Source organism: Streptomyces sp. NPDC001393 (genome assembly GCF_053597455.1).
Genome location: NZ_JBSFIH010000022.1, coordinates 19,484 through 34,196 on the forward strand (window position 1 = coordinate 19,484; position 14,713 = coordinate 34,196).

12 protein-coding genes and 1 pseudogene are annotated in these 14,713 nt (G+C 71.1%); 6 read left to right on the top strand and 7 right to left on the bottom strand.

The features are described from left to right. Positions 1 to 26 precede the first annotated feature (26 nt). The 3 genes and pseudogenes from ACWC2T_RS23245 to trhA all read right to left on the bottom strand — a co-directional run bounded on the left by ACWC2T_RS23245 (position 27) and on the right by trhA (position 3,126). Positions 27 to 662: a TetR/AcrR family transcriptional regulator gene (locus tag ACWC2T_RS23245; protein ID WP_450672257.1), complete on the bottom strand. Its 636-nt coding sequence runs from the start codon at positions 660 to 662 to the stop codon at positions 27 to 29. 11 nt (positions 663 to 673) lie between these two features. Next, positions 674 to 2,298 (bottom strand): annotated as a pseudogene (locus tag ACWC2T_RS23250) (MFS transporter). 117 nt (positions 2,299 to 2,415) lie between these two features. Then, on the bottom strand, positions 2,416 to 3,126 hold the full coding sequence (gene trhA / locus ACWC2T_RS23255) for a PAQR family membrane homeostasis protein TrhA (protein ID WP_450672258.1): 711 nt from the start codon (positions 3,124 to 3,126) through the stop codon (positions 2,416 to 2,418). Positions 3,127 to 3,434: 308 nt separating this feature from the next. On the opposite strand from trhA, the gene ACWC2T_RS23260 reads away from it, so the two are divergent. After that, positions 3,435 to 5,255 carry a phosphoenolpyruvate carboxykinase (GTP) gene (locus tag ACWC2T_RS23260; protein ID WP_450672259.1) on the top strand — a complete coding sequence of 607 codons (1,821 nt, stop codon included), beginning with the start codon at positions 3,435 to 3,437 and terminating at the stop codon, positions 5,253 to 5,255. Positions 5,256 to 5,650: 395 nt separating this feature from the next. Here ACWC2T_RS23260 and ACWC2T_RS23265 read toward each other — a convergent pair whose 3' ends face one another. Together ACWC2T_RS23265 and ACWC2T_RS23270 are read right to left on the bottom strand one after the other, a co-directional pair. Continuing rightward, a complete protein-coding gene (locus ACWC2T_RS23265) occupies positions 5,651 to 6,070 on the bottom strand; it encodes an SCO4983 family protein (RefSeq protein ID WP_450672260.1) in 420 nt (139 codons plus the stop codon). Positions 6,071 to 6,168: 98 nt separating this feature from the next. Next, a complete protein-coding gene (locus ACWC2T_RS23270; RefSeq protein WP_450672261.1) occupies positions 6,169 to 7,380 on the bottom strand; it encodes a pyridoxal phosphate-dependent aminotransferase in 1,212 nt (403 codons plus the stop codon). Positions 7,381 to 7,695: 315 nt separating this feature from the next. On the opposite strand from ACWC2T_RS23270, the gene ACWC2T_RS23275 reads away from it, so the two are divergent. Further along, positions 7,696 to 8,307: a hypothetical protein gene (locus tag ACWC2T_RS23275; RefSeq protein WP_450672262.1), complete on the top strand. Its 612-nt coding sequence runs from the start codon at positions 7,696 to 7,698 to the stop codon at positions 8,305 to 8,307. A gap of 161 nt (positions 8,308 to 8,468) precedes the next feature. Beyond that, positions 8,469 to 9,314, top strand: coding sequence for a trypsin-like serine peptidase (locus ACWC2T_RS23280; RefSeq protein WP_450672263.1), 846 nt, complete (start codon positions 8,469 to 8,471; stop codon positions 9,312 to 9,314). A gap of 11 nt (positions 9,315 to 9,325) precedes the next feature. Here the strand turns inward: ACWC2T_RS23280 and ACWC2T_RS23285 are convergent, their stop codons facing one another. Both ACWC2T_RS23285 and ACWC2T_RS23290 read right to left on the bottom strand, forming a co-directional pair. Beyond that, entirely contained in the window at positions 9,326 to 10,936 is a 1,611-nt protein-coding gene (locus tag ACWC2T_RS23285; protein WP_450672264.1) for an N-acyl-D-amino-acid deacylase family protein, read from the bottom strand. A 20-nt stretch (positions 10,937 to 10,956) separates the two neighbouring features. After that, positions 10,957 to 12,240 carry an alanine racemase gene (locus ACWC2T_RS23290; RefSeq protein ID WP_450672265.1) on the bottom strand — a complete coding sequence of 428 codons (1,284 nt, stop codon included), beginning with the start codon at positions 12,238 to 12,240 and terminating at the stop codon, positions 10,957 to 10,959. Between the two features lie 161 nt (positions 12,241 to 12,401). Here ACWC2T_RS23290 and ACWC2T_RS23295 point away from each other — a divergent pair, with 161 nt between their 5' ends. Genes ACWC2T_RS23295 through ACWC2T_RS23305 form a run of 3 tightly spaced genes read left to right on the top strand, consistent with a single transcriptional unit; the run spans position 12,402 to position 14,607 of the window. Continuing rightward, a complete protein-coding gene (locus tag ACWC2T_RS23295; protein ID WP_450672266.1) occupies positions 12,402 to 13,442 on the top strand; it encodes a sugar kinase in 1,041 nt (346 codons plus the stop codon). Beyond that, positions 13,439 to 14,200, top strand: a complete 762-nt coding sequence (locus ACWC2T_RS23300) for an IclR family transcriptional regulator (RefSeq protein ID WP_450672267.1) — start codon at positions 13,439 to 13,441, stop codon at positions 14,198 to 14,200. Before ACWC2T_RS23295 ends, ACWC2T_RS23300 begins: the two co-directional genes overlap by 4 nt. Continuing rightward, positions 14,197 to 14,607 (top strand): RidA family protein, encoded by a 411-nt coding sequence (locus tag ACWC2T_RS23305; RefSeq protein WP_450672268.1) that lies wholly within the window; start codon positions 14,197 to 14,199, stop codon positions 14,605 to 14,607. Before ACWC2T_RS23300 ends, ACWC2T_RS23305 begins: the two co-directional genes overlap by 4 nt. Positions 14,608 to 14,713: the final 106 nt, after the last annotated feature.

The following is a 14,713-nucleotide window of genomic DNA, read 5'->3' on the forward strand; positions in this document are numbered from 1 at the left end:
GCATCGCACGGGACGGCGCCCGCGCCTCAGCGGTTTTCGCTGGGCAGGCCGTGCTCCATGACGTCCAGAGCGCGGTCGATCAGGGCCGTGAAGTCGTCCCGGTGGTCGTTCTCCGCCCAGTACAGGGAGGTCTCCATGAGCCCGCCGATCAGACACATGGCGTAGACCCGGACCTCCAGGCCGTCCGGGTCGCGGCCGGTGCGCTCGCCGATGGCCTGACAGAGCATGCGGCCGGTGGTCGACATGCTCTCCACCATCCGCGAGCGCACCGCGGGGACCTGGACCATGAGGTGGGTGCGCAGCCGGGTCACCGCGGGCTCGTCGGCCATGGCGAGCCCGACGGCCCGGTGCAGGACGTACCGGATGGTCTCGGACCAGGGTTCGCCGGCGGGCCGTGCCTTGATCTCCTCCAGGATGACCGGGTCGTACTCGTCCGTGAGGACGATGTCCTCCTTGGTCGGGAAGTACCGGAAGACGGTCGACGGCGACACCTCGGCCCGCTCGGCGATCTGGTCGATCGTCGTGGCGTCGTAGCCCTGCTCCCGGATCAGTGCGTACGTCGCCGCGCGGATCGCCTCCCGGGTCTTGATCTTCTTGCGTTCCCGCAGGCTGAGGCGGGGCCGGTCGGCGGGGGAGGTGCTGGGGGTGCGTGCGGCCGTCATGACGGTCATTGTCAGGCATCCGCGACGGGGGCGGCCACGGCCGGGGTCTCCTTCCGCCCGGCGCGCTGCACCGCGGGGGTGTCCGGCAGCAGCAGCGCCGCGAGCAGGGCCGAGAGGAGGGAGGCGATGCCGCACACCAGCAGCACCAGGGTCAGGCCGTGGACGAAGGCGCTGTTCGCGGAGGCCGCGAGGTGGGCGGAGTGGGCCTTGACGGCGACCATTTGCGCGGCGACCACGGACTCCTTGGCGGTGTGCGCCACCGGACCGGGCAGCCCGGCCACGTCGAGCCGGTCGCGGAAGGCGCTCGCGAGGAGGCTGCCGAGCAGGGCGACCCCGATCGCGCCGCCGACCTGACGGAAGGTGCTGAGCAGCCCGGAACCTCCCCCACTGCCCGAAAGGCGTGGGGGGACCCCCAGCCGGCCCGGTCGGCGGGCAGGGCACCGAGGGCGCCGTCCATCGCCGGGACGACGGAGAAGCCGAAGCCGAGGCCGGCGAGAGCCAGCCAGAGCGCGGTGAATCCGTAGCCGGAGTCGGCCGTCGAACGGCTGCCCAGCAGGGCGGCGAAGGCCAGGACGACCAGGCCGGCACTGACCACCGCGCGGGCCCCGAACCGGGCGACGGCGGCCTGCGCACCCTTGGCGGCGACCATCAGCCCGCCCATCATCGGCAGCAGCCTCAGTCCGGTACCGAAGGCGTCGTGGCCGAGGACCGCCTGGAGGTACGTCGGCACCGCGAACATCAGGCCCGACAGGACGAACATCACCAGGGTCGCGGCGACGGTGTTGAGCAGGAAGCCGCGCCGGCCGAGCAGGGCCATGTCCAGCATGGGGCGGGCCGTCCGGCGTTCGCGCAGGACCAGGGAGGCCAGCAGGACGGCGGCCGCCGCGAACATGGCCAGCACCAGCGCATCGGTCCAGCCGCGGTCCGGGGCCTCGATGACGGCGTAGATCAGGGCGCCCAGTCCGGTCGCGGTGAGCGCGGTGGAGACGAGGTCGACCCTGGGGCTCGCCGGGTCGCAGGTCTCGGGCAGCAGGAACGCGCAGGCGGCGATGCCGATCGCGGCCATCGGGATGTTGATCAGGAAGACCGAGCCCCACCAGAAGTGGTTCAGCAGCCAGCCGCCGACCAGCGGGCCGAGCGGCATGCCGAGCGCCGAGGCGGCGGAGATCATGGCGACGGCCTTGCCGCGCTCGTCCGGGCGGAACAGCGCGGGCAGCACGGACAGCGACAGCGGCATGATCAGCGCGGCGCCGATGCCCATGACCGCGCGGGCGGCGATCACGGTGGTCACCTCGCCGGCCAGGGCGCCGAGCACCGAGCCCGCCAGGAAGACCAGGAGTCCGGCGATCAGCATCAGACGGCGGCCGAAGCGGTCGCCGAGCAGGCCTGCCGGGAGCATCAGCGCGGCGAAGGCGACGATGTACGCGTCCATCATCCTCCCCCAGTGCTAAACGCCTGGGGGGACCCCCAGCTGCTGCCCGGTCGTGGCGCCGAGCTGCCCGGCCATGGTGGGCAGGGCCACGTTGAGGATCGTCGAGTCGAAGGCGAGCACCAGCATGCTCGCGACCAGGGCCCCGAGGGCCCACCAGCGGCGGGGGTCGCGCCGCGTCTCGTCCGCGTGAATGACAGTAGCCATGAAATGAGAGTAGCTATCAAAATCATGGGACTGTCAATCGGTAGCCGATGGCAGGCATACGAAAACGGCCACGGCTGACGAGCCGTGGCCGAAGAGGGGTGGGGGCGGGGTGGTGGGTCAGGCGTGCTGGTAGGCCACCAGCGAGATGCCGACGTAGTGGACGACGAACGCGGCGAGGGTGAAGGAGTGGAAGACCTCGTGGAAGCCGAACCAGCGCGGTGAGGGGTTCGGGCGCTTGATGCCGTAGATCACGCCGCCGGCGCTGTAGAGCAGACCGCCGACGATCACGAGGACCAGGACCGCGATGCCGCCGGTGCGCATGAAGTCGGGCAGGAAGAACACGGCCGCCCAGCCCATCGCTATGTAGCAGGGCGTGTAGAGCCATCGCGGGGCGCCCACCCAGAAGACGCGGAAGACGATGCCGGCCGCGGCGGCGCCCCAGATGCCCCACAGCAGCCAGCGGCCCTTGGTTCCGGGCAGGAGCAGCAGGGTCAGCGGGGTGTAGGTGCCCGCGATGATCAGGAAGATGTTGGCGTGGTCCAGGCGGCGCAGGACGCCGTCCATGCGGGGGCTCCAGTTGCCCCGGTGGTACAGCGCGCTGACGCCGAAGAGCAGGCAGGCCGTCAGGACGTAGATCCCGCAGGCGATGCGGCCTCTGGTGGAGTCCGCGAGGGCGGTGAGCACGAGGCCCGCTATGAGCACGGCCGGGAACATGCCGAGGTGCAGCCAGCCGCGGAGCTTCGGCTTGACCTGTTGCGGCAGCGAGAGCGCGGGACCGCGGCCGGCGGCCGGCGTGTCCGTGGGCGCGTCGGGGACGGACGCAGTCATGCGGGGCATGGTACCTACGGCACCGTAAGTCGGGTGTCAGAGCGGGACTTGGTTCATCGAACGCAAAAAGACCTTCAGGTGACGCAAACCTGGACGTAAAGGGAACGCAAACGGGCCTGGAAACCGTGGCCTTCCTCACTTCGCTCACCTGTGAGGCCCCCTGGACGGATGCGCACTCTGGGCGGATGATCAAATGAGTGCGGTCGGCACCGGATGAGCATCCCGCGAAGCGTCCGGGTCGCAGCCCCCACGGGGCAACAAGGACAAAATCCCTCACCAGGGTATAAATCCCTCACTTAGGAGCAACCGTGGCGCGCGACAACTCGGCTACCAGCGTTCCCACCAACCACCAGGAACTGATCTCCTGGGTCAACGAGATCGCCGAACTGACGCAGCCGGACAGTGTGGTCTGGTGTGACGGGTCCGAGGCGGAGTACGAGCGGCTGTGCGAAGAGCTCGTGGCCAAGGGCACCTTCAGGAAACTCGACCCGATCAAGCGCCCCAACTCCTACTACGCGGCCTCCGACCCGACCGACGTCGCGCGCGTCGAGGACCGGACCTTCATCTGCTCCGAGAAGGAGGAGGACGCGGGTCCGACCAACCACTGGAAGGCCCCCGCCGAGATGCGGGAGATCTTCAGCGGCGAGAAGGGCCTGTTCCGTGGCTCCATGCGGGGCCGCACCATGTACGTCGTCCCGTTCTGCATGGGCCCGCTCGGCTCCCCGCTGTCCGCGATCGGCGTGGAGATCACCGACTCCGCCTACGTCGCCGTCTCCATGCGCACGATGACGCGCATGGGCCAGGCCGTCCTGGACGAACTCGGCGACAGCGGCTTCTTCGTCAAGGCCGTCCACTCCCTCGGCGCCCCGCTGGAGCAGGGCCAGCAGGACGTGCCGTGGCCGTGCAACTCCACCAAGTACATCTCGCACTTCCCCGAGGACCGCGAGATCTGGTCCTACGGCTCCGGCTACGGCGGCAACGCCCTGCTCGGCAAGAAGTGCTACGCGCTGCGGATCGCCTCGGTCATGGCGCGTGACGAGGGCTGGCTGGCCGAGCACATGCTGATCCTCAAGCTCACCCCGCCGCAGGGCGAGTCCAAGTACGTCGCCGCCGCCTTCCCGAGCGCCTGCGGCAAGACCAACCTCGCCATGCTGGAGCCCACGATCTCCGGCTGGACCGTGGAGACCATCGGCGACGACATCGCCTGGATGCGCTTCGGCGAGGACGGCCGCCTGTACGCGATCAACCCGGAGGCCGGCTTCTTCGGCGTCGCGCCCGGCACCGGCGAGCACACCAACGCCAACGCCATGAAGACCCTGTGGGGCAACTCGGTCTTCACCAACGTCGCCCTCACCGACGACGGCGACGTGTGGTGGGAGGGCATGACGGAGGAGACCCCGGCCCACCTGACGGACTGGAAGGGCCGCGACTGGACCCCGGAGTCCGCCGAGCCCGCCGCGCACCCCAACGCCCGCTTCACCACCCCCGCCTCGCAGTGCCCGATCATCGCGCCGGAGTGGGAGGACCCCAAGGGCGTGCCGATCTCGGCGATCCTCTTCGGTGGCCGCCGCGCCTCCGCGGTGCCGCTGGTGACGGAGTCCTTCGACTGGAACCACGGCGTCTTCCTCGGCGCCAACGTGGCCTCCGAGAAGACCGCCGCCGCCGAGGGCAAGGTCGGCGAGCTGCGCCGCGACCCGTTCGCGATGCTGCCGTTCTGCGGCTACAACATGGGCGACTACATGGGTCACTGGATCGACGTGGCCAAGGGCAGGGACCAGTCCAAGCTGCCGAAGATCTACTACGTCAACTGGTTCCGCAAGAACGACGAGGGCAAGTTCGTCTGGCCGGGCTTCGGTGAGAACTCCCGCGTCCTGAAGTGGATCGTGGACCGCCTGGACGGCAGGGCCGAGGGCGTCGAGACTCCGATCGGCGTGCTGCCGACGAAGGCGGCCCTCGACACCAGCGGTCTCGAACTCTCCGACTCCGACCTGGACTTCCTGCTCACCGTCGACAAGGACGTCTGGCGCGAGGAGGCGGCGCTCGTGCCCGAGCACCTCAACACCTTCGGCGACCACACCCCGAAGGAGCTGTGGGACCAGTACCACGCGCTGGTGGAGCGCCTGGGCTAGTCCCCCCCCTGAGACTCCACGGCCGGCCGCCGTGCCCTGACCAGCGATCGTCCCGGCCGGCCGTGGTGACATACCGGCGAGGCCCGCACAACGGCGTGGGGGTCCTGGGCCTGTCGTCACGTCCCCGCCGCCCCGCGGGAACACGACGGCAGGCCCTCGCCCATGTACGGCAACGCGCCCCGAAGGGGCGCGGGGAACTGCGCGAGCAACCACGAACCACAGGCAGCCGCAGAACGACCTCAAGCCCCTACGGCGAGACGCGGCCCGACCCACCGCACCGACGAAACGCCCCGCACCCCAAGAACCCGGCCAAAGCCAGCGCAGTGTATGGCGCCCGGTCCGCGCGTCGCTGCGGGTGCACGCGGACCGGGGCCGATCGTGGGACCCCGGCGGGGTCAGGCGGTGGTGCTCAGTTCCTTCGGCTCCGACAGCGCGTCGGCGTGCGCGTCCATCCGCTCGGCCGCGAGGATCGCCGCCGCGGTGTCGGCGCGCGAGGCGGCGACCACGAGCGCACGCCCGGCGAGGGCGTGCGCCCGCCGGTGCAGCGCCACGGCGTCGCCGGCGGCGGACGGCGTCGCCCGCAGCGGGGCGCGGCCTCCCCGGAGCCGGGCCACCTGCTCGGCGAGCCGCTCGGCGGAGGCCTCCAGGTCGGCCGACGGGGTCAGCCCGCGCAGCTCGTCGGTCACGGCGAGCAGCGCGGCGAGGTGGCCGGCGAGCTGGATGTCCAACTCCTCCTCGCGCGACCGGTGGGGGAAGTCGGAGGCGGTGCCGGCCATCTTGCTGTGGACCGACTTGGTGCGGATCGGTTCGTACATGGGGATGGCCTCCTGTGCTCTGACAGGAAGCCATCCTAGCTTGGATTTCGTCTAAAGTTGAGTCGGGTCACGGTAAGGAGTCCCCAGGACTCTCTCCGCTACGGCTGGCCGTACCCGTCCAGGAAGTTCCCGATCCGGGTGATCGCGTCCCGGAGGTCGCCGACCGACGGCAGGGTCACCACCCGGAAGTGGTCCGGCTCGGGCCAGTTGAAGCCCGTGCCCTGGACGACCATGATCTTCTCCTGGCGCAGCAGGTCCAGGACCATCTGGCGGTCGTCCCTGATCTTGAAGACCTGAGGGTCGAGCCGCGGGAAGAGGTACAGCGCGCCCCTGGGGCGGACGCAGCTGACGCCCGGGATCTGCGTCAGCAGCTCGTACGCCGTGTCCACCTGCTCCTTCAGCCGCCCGCCCGGCAGCACCAGGTCGTTGATCGACTGCCGTCCGCTGAGCGCGGCGACCACCCCGTGCTGTCCCGGCATGTTGGCGCACAGCCGCATGTTCGCCAGGATCGTCAGGCCCTCGATGTAGGAGTCGGCGTGGGCGCGCGGGCCGGAGATCGACATCCAGCCGACCCGGTAGCCGGCCACCCGGTACGCCTTCGACATGCCGTTGAAGGTGAGGGTGAGCAGATCCGGGGCGATCTTCGCGGTCGGGGTGTGCGTGGCGCCGTCGTAGAGGATCTTGTCGTAGATCTCGTCCGAGCAGACCAGCAGGTTGTGCCGGCGGGCGATGTCCGTCAGCCCCTTGAGCACGGCCTCGTCGTAGACGGCGCCCGTCGGGTTGTTCGGGTTGATGATGACGATGGCCTTGGTGCGGTCGGTGACCTTGCGCTCGACGTCGGCGAGGTCGGGCATCCAGTCCGACTGCTCGTCGCAGCGGTAGTGCACCGCCGTACCGCCGGAGAGGGAGACGGCCGCCGTCCACAGCGGGTAGTCCGGGGCCGGTACGAGGACCTCGTCGCCGTCGTCGAGCAGCCCCTGCATCGCCATCACGATCAGCTCGGAGACGCCGTTGCCGATGAAGACGTGCTCGACGTCCGTCTCGATGCCGATGGTCTGGTTGTGCATGACGACGGCGCGGCGGGCGGCGAGCAGGCCCTTGGCGTCGCCGTAGCCGTGCGCGGTGGAGACGTTGCGGAGGATGTCCTCCAGGATCTCCGGGGGGCACTCGAAGCCGAAGGCGGCCGGGTTGCCGGTGTTGAGCTTGAGGATGCGGTGCCCCGCCGCCTCAAGCCGCATGGCCTCCTCGAGAACCGGGCCCCGGATCTCGTAACAGACGTTGGCGAGCTTGGTCGACTGGATCACCTGCATGTGGTGAGCTTACGGCCCGGTAATGCCTCATGGGTCGTGTTTTCCGACACGCGAGACACATTGGTTTGTCCCGGTATGTCCATCGGCTGTCTCAGCGGTCACTCACGTCCCTAGAATGCGGTGCCGCCGGGCGCCGGGTCCGCACGGCGACGGCGCGGGGCGGGGAGGTACACAGGGATGGGGACGGACGGCGGACACGGGCCGGACGGCGGCCGCACACCGGCTCCTGCACCCGGGAACCACTCGCACCCTCCGGCACCGGCACCGGCTCCGCCGCAGGCGGGCCACGCGGCACCGGACGCGCTCCCGCCGAATGTGTACCTTCCGCAGTCGGCCTCCGTTCCGGCGTACGACGAGTACGCCGACCCCGCGGCCGCTCACGGCTGGCAGGACGCCTATGACCAGGCCCGCGAGAACGGCCGGACCCGCGAGCTGCCCGCGGTCCCGGCGCCGGGCGAGCCGGACGTTGCCGTCAGGGGGCGCGCCGCGCGGCGGCGGCAGCAGCGGCGGCCGACCGCTCGGCGCCGGGTGGTGGTCGTCGCCGGCGCGCTGGGGGCGGCCGGCACCCTCGCGGTGATCGCCGCGCTGGCGGGCGGCTCGGACTCTCCCGCCCCGGACGGGTCCGGTCCGGCCGTCGGCCGGTCCGTCACCGCGAGCCCCGGCACGGACACCGGCTCCCCGGCCGCGGGCGCGTCGACGGCTGCCGCCGGTTCCCCCGCGCACCCACCGTCGGGCTCGGCCTCCTCCCCGGACCGGGAGTCCCAGGGGTCGTCGAGCGACGGTCCGACCGCCTCGGCGTCCGCCGCGGCCCCCGCCACGTCCCGGGCGCCCGCGCCGACGGCGACCGCGGCCGCTCCGACCACTTCCGAGCCCGGCCTCCCCGGCGGCCGGGGCCATGGCCACGGAGCCACGAAGCACCCGCACTGACCGGCGGACCCCGGCCTTCACGCCAACTCCGGTCACTCAGGGCCAGTTGTCGTGCCGAGCTCTCCACAGAGGGAAACCCCTACGACCTGGCCCGGCTTCTTGTTCCCGCCCCCCTCTCGCAATGACAATGCACATGACAATGTCGTAGAGGGGACCCCCACATGAACAAGCCTCTCCTTGCCGCACTCTCCTCCCTGGCCATGGCCGGGCTGGGCGCCACCCCCGCCGTCGCCGCGCCGCACACCACCCTCAAGCCCGCCACCAAGCCCGCCGTGACCGTCAACTTCGCCGGCACCGTCGCGCTCAGCGACTGCTCCGGCTCCGTCATCCGCTTCCCCAACTCGGCCGACAGCGACCCGGCGCTCGTACTCACCAACGGCCACTGCCTGGAGACCGGCTTCCCGGACCCCGGCCAGGTCATCACCGGCCAGTCCTCCAGCCGTACCTTCGGCCTGCTGAACGCCTCCGGCGGCAAGGTCGCCACCCTCCGCGCCAACCAGGTCGTCTACTCGACCATGACGGACACGGACATCACGATCTACCGGCTGACCACCACCTACGCCCAGATCAAGAGCGCGTACGGGATCAGCCCGCTCACCGTGAACGACACCCACCCCACCGCCGGTACCGCCATCAAGGTCGTCTCCGGCTACTGGAAGCGCACCTACAGCTGCAGCATCGACGGCTTCGTCTACCGGCTGAAGGAGGGCGACTGGACCTGGAAGGACTCCCTCCGCTACACCTCCTCCTGCAACACCATCGGCGGCACCTCGGGTTCCCCGGTCATCGACACCACCACCGGCAAGGTCGTAGCCGTCAACAACACCGGCAACGAGGACGGCGAGACCTGCACGGTGAACAACCCGTGCGAGGTGGACGAGAGCGGCAACGTCACCATCCACCAGGGCATCAACTACGCCGAGGAGACCTACCAGATCCCCGCCTGCTTCACCATGGGCAACAAGCTGGACCTGAGCGCGACCGGCTGCGTCCTTCCCAAGCCGTAACGGTCATACGGTCACACGGGAGTACGGCGGACGGACCGGCCCGCGAGCACGTCCGTCCGCTTCCCGTCCTCGATGACGAACCGGCCGTCGACCAGGACGTACGGGATGCCGGTCGGCGGCGTGCGGGGCGCGGCGTACGTCGCGCCGGGCGCCACCGTGTCCGGGTCGAACAGCACCAGGTCGGCCCGGTACCCCTCGCGCACCAGCCCCCGGTCCGGCAGCCGCAGCCGGGCCGCGGGCCGGGACGTGAGATGCGCGACGCACTCCTCCAGTGACAGGATCCCCAACTCCCGTACGTAGTGGCCGAGATAGCGCGGGAAGGTGCCGTAGGCGCGCGGGTGCGGCTTGTCGCCGCGCAGGATGCCGTCCGAGCCGCCGGTGTGGGTGCGGTGCCGCATGATCGTGCGGACGTTGTCCTCGTGGCCGACGTGCTGGAGGATCGTCGGGCCGAGCCGGTCCCCAACCAGCAGCCGCCGGGCGGTGTCCCACGGCGCCTCGCCACGCAGGCCGGCCGCCTCCCGGACCGTACGGCCCACGAGATCGCCGAGTGCCGGGTCGGTGACGCCGGAGATCTCGATGGTCTCCCACTCCACCGGCACCCCGTGGCAGCCGTCCGAGCCCGTCACCTCCAGGTCGTGCCGGATCCGCGCGGCCGTCGCCGGGTCGGTGAGCCGCGCCAGGATCTCCTCAGGGCCGCCCTCGCTCGCCCAGCTCGGCAGCAGCGCGGCCAGGGTGGTGCAGCCGGGGGTGTAGGGGTAGGTGTCGAGGGTGATGTCCGCGCCGGCATCCAGCGCCCGGTCCAGCAGGGCCAGCAGCTCCGGCGCCCGGCCCTCGTTCACGCCGAAGTTCATCGTCGCGTGGGCCAGGTGCAGCGGACAGCCGGCCTCCCGCGCCAGGGCGACCATCTCGGCGTACGCCTCCAGCGCGCCGGCACCGTAGGAGCGGTGGTGCGGGCAGTAGTAGCCGCCGTACGCGGCCACCACCCGGCACAGCTCGGTCAGTTCGGCGTCCGGGGCGTACATGCCGGGCGTGTACGTCAGCCCCGAGGACAGCCCGACCGCGCCCTGCTCCAGCCCCTGCGCGACCAACTCCCGCATCCGGTCCAGCTCTTCCGGCGTGGCCGCGCGGTCCTCCCAGCCCACGACGAGCGCGCGGACCGTGCCCTGGGGGATGAGGTAGGCCGCGTTCACGGCGATCCCGCGATCCAGCCGGTCGAGGTACTCACCCACCGACCGCCAGTCGAAGTCGATGTCCTCGCCGTACCCGTTCCACCCGGTGATCGCCCGCCGCACCTCCTGAAGCGTGCGGTCGTCGACGGGCGCGTACGACAGCCCGTCCTGCCCGAGGACCTCCAGCGTGACCCCCTGCGCGGCCTTCGCGCTGTGGTCGGGGTCGCGCAGCAGGGCGAGGTCGGAGTGGGCGTGCATGTCGATGAAGCCGGGGGAGAGGACCAGGCCCTCCGCGTCCAGCTCCCGCATGGCGCGCGGGCGCTGGCAGCCGGCCGCGGCGGCCTCCTTGACGATTCCGGCGATCCGGCCGCCGTCGATCACCACGTCGGCCCGGTACGACGGATCGCCGCTGCCGTCGACGACGTCGGCGTCCCGGATGACCAGGTCCTCCATGCCAGGCCTCCTGAGATTCTCTAGAAGAACGTGCGGATGTACTCGACGACCGTCCCGTCAGCCTCGGCCACCGGGATCAGCGGCCACTTGTCGAACGACGTGCACGGGTGGGACAGACCTAGCCCGATCCAGTCGCCGACCTGGATGTCCGCGTCCGGTTCCGTGCGCAGCCACAGATGCTGGTCGGACAGGGCGGTCACCTCGATGCCGGTCGCCGGGAGCTCGGTGCCGTTCCGGCGCACCACGTGCGCCACCGGCAGGTCGAGGTCGTAGGCGGCGTCCCGCTTGCCCGCGTTGACGAACGCCTCCGTGGCAGAGGGTCGGGAGATCACCTGCGCCCACAGCCGGAACGCGGGCTCCAGGGCACCCTCCTCGGGCACCCGGTTGAACGGTGTCAGCCTGCTGTAGTGCACGTCGTCGTGCGTGACGTAGGCGCCGGAGCGCAGCAGCTTCAGGACGGGGAAAGACAGTTCGGGTACGGCGGCGAAGACGTCGGCGACCGCGTCGAACCATTCGCTGCCGCCCGCGCTGAGCACGATCTCGGCGGCGTCGGCGAACCGCCCGGCCTTGTCGAGGTCCACGGCGAGCGCCACCAGGCGGCCCAGCCACTCCCGCACCCGTTCCGGGGAGGCGTCCGGCACCTGGGCCTCGTACCCCGCCACACCGACGAGCCGCAGCGCCTGCGCACCGGCCACCGCCTCGGCGACGGCCAGAGCCTCCGCCTCCGTGCGTACACCGGTACGGGCCCCGTCGCCCGCGCCCAGCTCGATCACGACCTCGACGGGCCGGGCGCAGTCCTTCAGCGCGGCGTCCATCAGCTCGACGCCGCGCACGGAGTCGACGTAGCAGACGAACCGGAAGGCGGGGTCGGCGGCGAGTTCGGCGGCGATCCACCGCAGCGCCGGGGCGTCGACCAACTCGTTGGCGAGGAAGACCCGCTGGATGCCGAACGCCCGGGCGACGCGCACCTGGTGGGGCACCGCCAGGGTGATGCCCCAGGCGCCGTGCTCGATCTGGCGGTGGAAGAGCTGCGGGGCCATGGAGGTCTTGCCGTGCGGGGCGAAGGCGAGGCCGTGCCGGGCGGTGTACGTCTCCATGAGCGCCAGGTTGTGCGCGAGCCGCTCGGCGGAGAGGACGAGGAGGGGAGTGGTGAAGCCGCCGGTTCCGGCTTCTTCCGTGAAGAGGTTGCGGCGCTGGGCGGTCAGTTCGCCGACGGTGAGGCCGTCGGCGTCCGGCGGGAGGCCCTTGAAGCGGTGGTCGACACGTTCCTCGGCCAGCCGGGCGAGCGCTTCACTGCTGCTCATGGAGCCCCTCTCTCGACGCGTTGCACTATCTGCAACGGTCATTGCATGTATTGCTGCTTGGTGTCTAGCATCTCGCCGACACCGGGTCAACGGAGCCGTCGCCCGGGCATCGAACAGGAGTCATCATCAAGGACGCTGCTTACGGCGTGAAGGGTTCGGCCATGGATGCCGTGGACGTGGTGGCGCTCGGCGAGTCCATGGTCACCTTCCTGCCCAGCGGGCCGGGCCGCCTCGCGGACGTGCCCTCCTTCGACCGCGCGATCGGCGGTGCCGAGTCCAACGTGGCCTGCGTGCTGGCCGCCGCCGGACACACCGTCCGCTGGGTCGGCCGGGTCGGCGCGGACGGCTTCGGCGACCACCTGGTGGAGCGCATCGCCGGCTACGGCGTCGACGTCTCGTCCGTCTCCCGGGACCCGGACCGCCCGACCGGCGTCTACTTCCGTACGGCCGGCGACCGGGGCACGGGTGCGCATGAGGTGGCGTACTACCGGGCGGGTTCGGCGGCGTCGGCGATGTCGGTGGGAAACGTGGACCTCGGCGCGGTGCGGGCGGGCCGGGTGTTGCACCTGTCGGGGATCACGGCCGCACTGTCCGGCGAGTGCCTGGACCTGATGCGTGAGCTGACGGCACCCCGCCCCGGCCGTCCGCTGGTGTCCTTGGACGTCAACTACCGGCCCGCGCTGTGGCGCGGCGCCGACGGACCGCGGGTCCTGCTGGACCTGGCGCGGCGCGCGGACATCGTGTTCGTGGGGGACGACGAGGCACGTGACGCCTGGGGGCTGCACGGCGGACGGTCCATCGTCGGGGCGCTGCCCGAGCCGGCGATGGTCGTCGTCAAGCAGGGCAAGGGCGGCGCCACCGCCTTCTGCAGGACCAGCGACGGTATGGAGGACGCCGACGGCACCGCGACGTTCGTCCGCGCTCCCCAGGTGGACGTCGTCGCCCACGTCGGCGCGGGAGACGCCTTCGCCGCCGGCTTCCTTTCCGCCACTCTCCGCGACCTGCCCGTACGGGACTGCCTCCGCCACGGCCACCTCTTCGCCGCCGCGGCCCTCACCACCCCCGGCGACCTGGCCGCGCCGCCCGCCCGGGACCACGCCGACCGCCTGACCGCCCTGGACGACACCGCATGGGGGAGACTTCGACTCGCCCCCGGCTGGACGCAGGCCGAGCGGGCCACACAGGAGGCGAACACCCCATGAGTCAGACCGTAGACCGGGCCCTGAGCATCCTGCCGCTCCTCGCCGAGGGCCCGGCGGACCTCGGCCAGGTGGCCGACCGCCTGGGTGTGCACAAGTCCACGGCCCTCCGCCTCCTGCGCACCCTGCACGAACACGGCCTGGTCTACCGCCAGTCCGACCAGCGCTACCGCCTCGGCGCCCGCCTCTTCGCCCTCGCCCAGGAGGCGATGGAGAACCTCGACGTCCGCGAGATCGCCCACCCCCACCTCGTACGGCTGAACGAGGCCTGCGGGCACACCGTGCACCTCGCCGTGTACGAGGAGGGCGAGGTCCTCTACATCGACAAGGTGGACAGCCGCTACCCGGTCCGCATGTACTCGCGGATCGGCAAGCCCGTCGCCATCACCGTCGCTGCCGTGGCCAAACTCCTCCTCGCCGACCTGCCCGAAGCCGAGCGCCGCGCCCTCGCGGACAAGCTCGACTACCCCCTGTACACGCCCCGTTCGACCCCCAACGCCCCGGCCTTCCTGCGGGAGTTGGAGAAGGTGCGCGAACAGGGCTGGGCCACCGACCTCGGTGGCCACGAGGAGTCCATCAACTGTGTCGCCGCCCCCATCCGCGGCGCCGACGGCCGCGTGGTCGCCGCGATGTCGGTGTCCGCGCCGAACGTGGTCGTCACCGCCGAGGAACTCCTCACCCTGCTCCCGCAGGTCCGCCGTACCGCGGACGCGATCAGCGGTGAGTACTCCGGAAGAACGCCAGTAAAGGACCCCGAATGACGGACAAGATCGCGCTCACCCCGAAGACCCACACCACCCCGCCCGCCCGGTTCTCCCACGGCGTGAAGAAGGGCAACATCCTCCAGGTCGCCGGCCAGGTCGGCTTCCTGCCCGCCGAGGAGGGCAAGCCCCCGACGCCGGCCGGTCCCACCCTGCGCGAGCAGACCCTCCAGACCCTCGCCAACGTCAGGGCGATCCTCGAAGAGGGCGGCGCGAGCTGGGACGACGTGATGATGATCCGCGTCTACCTGACCGACGTGGACCACTTCGCCGAGATGAACGAGATCTACAACGCGTACTTCGAGGAGCAGGGCCTCACCCAGCCGCCCGCCGCCCGGACCACGGTCTACGTCGGTCTCCCGGCCGGCCTCCTCATCGAGATCGACGCGCTCGCCGTACTCGGCTGAGCGTCTGACGGTCCCTCACCTCCCGCACGCCCTCTCCCGGTACGACGGCCCCCACCTTCGGGCCGCCGTACCGCGATCCCCCCTGCCCGAAAGCACCATGTACTTA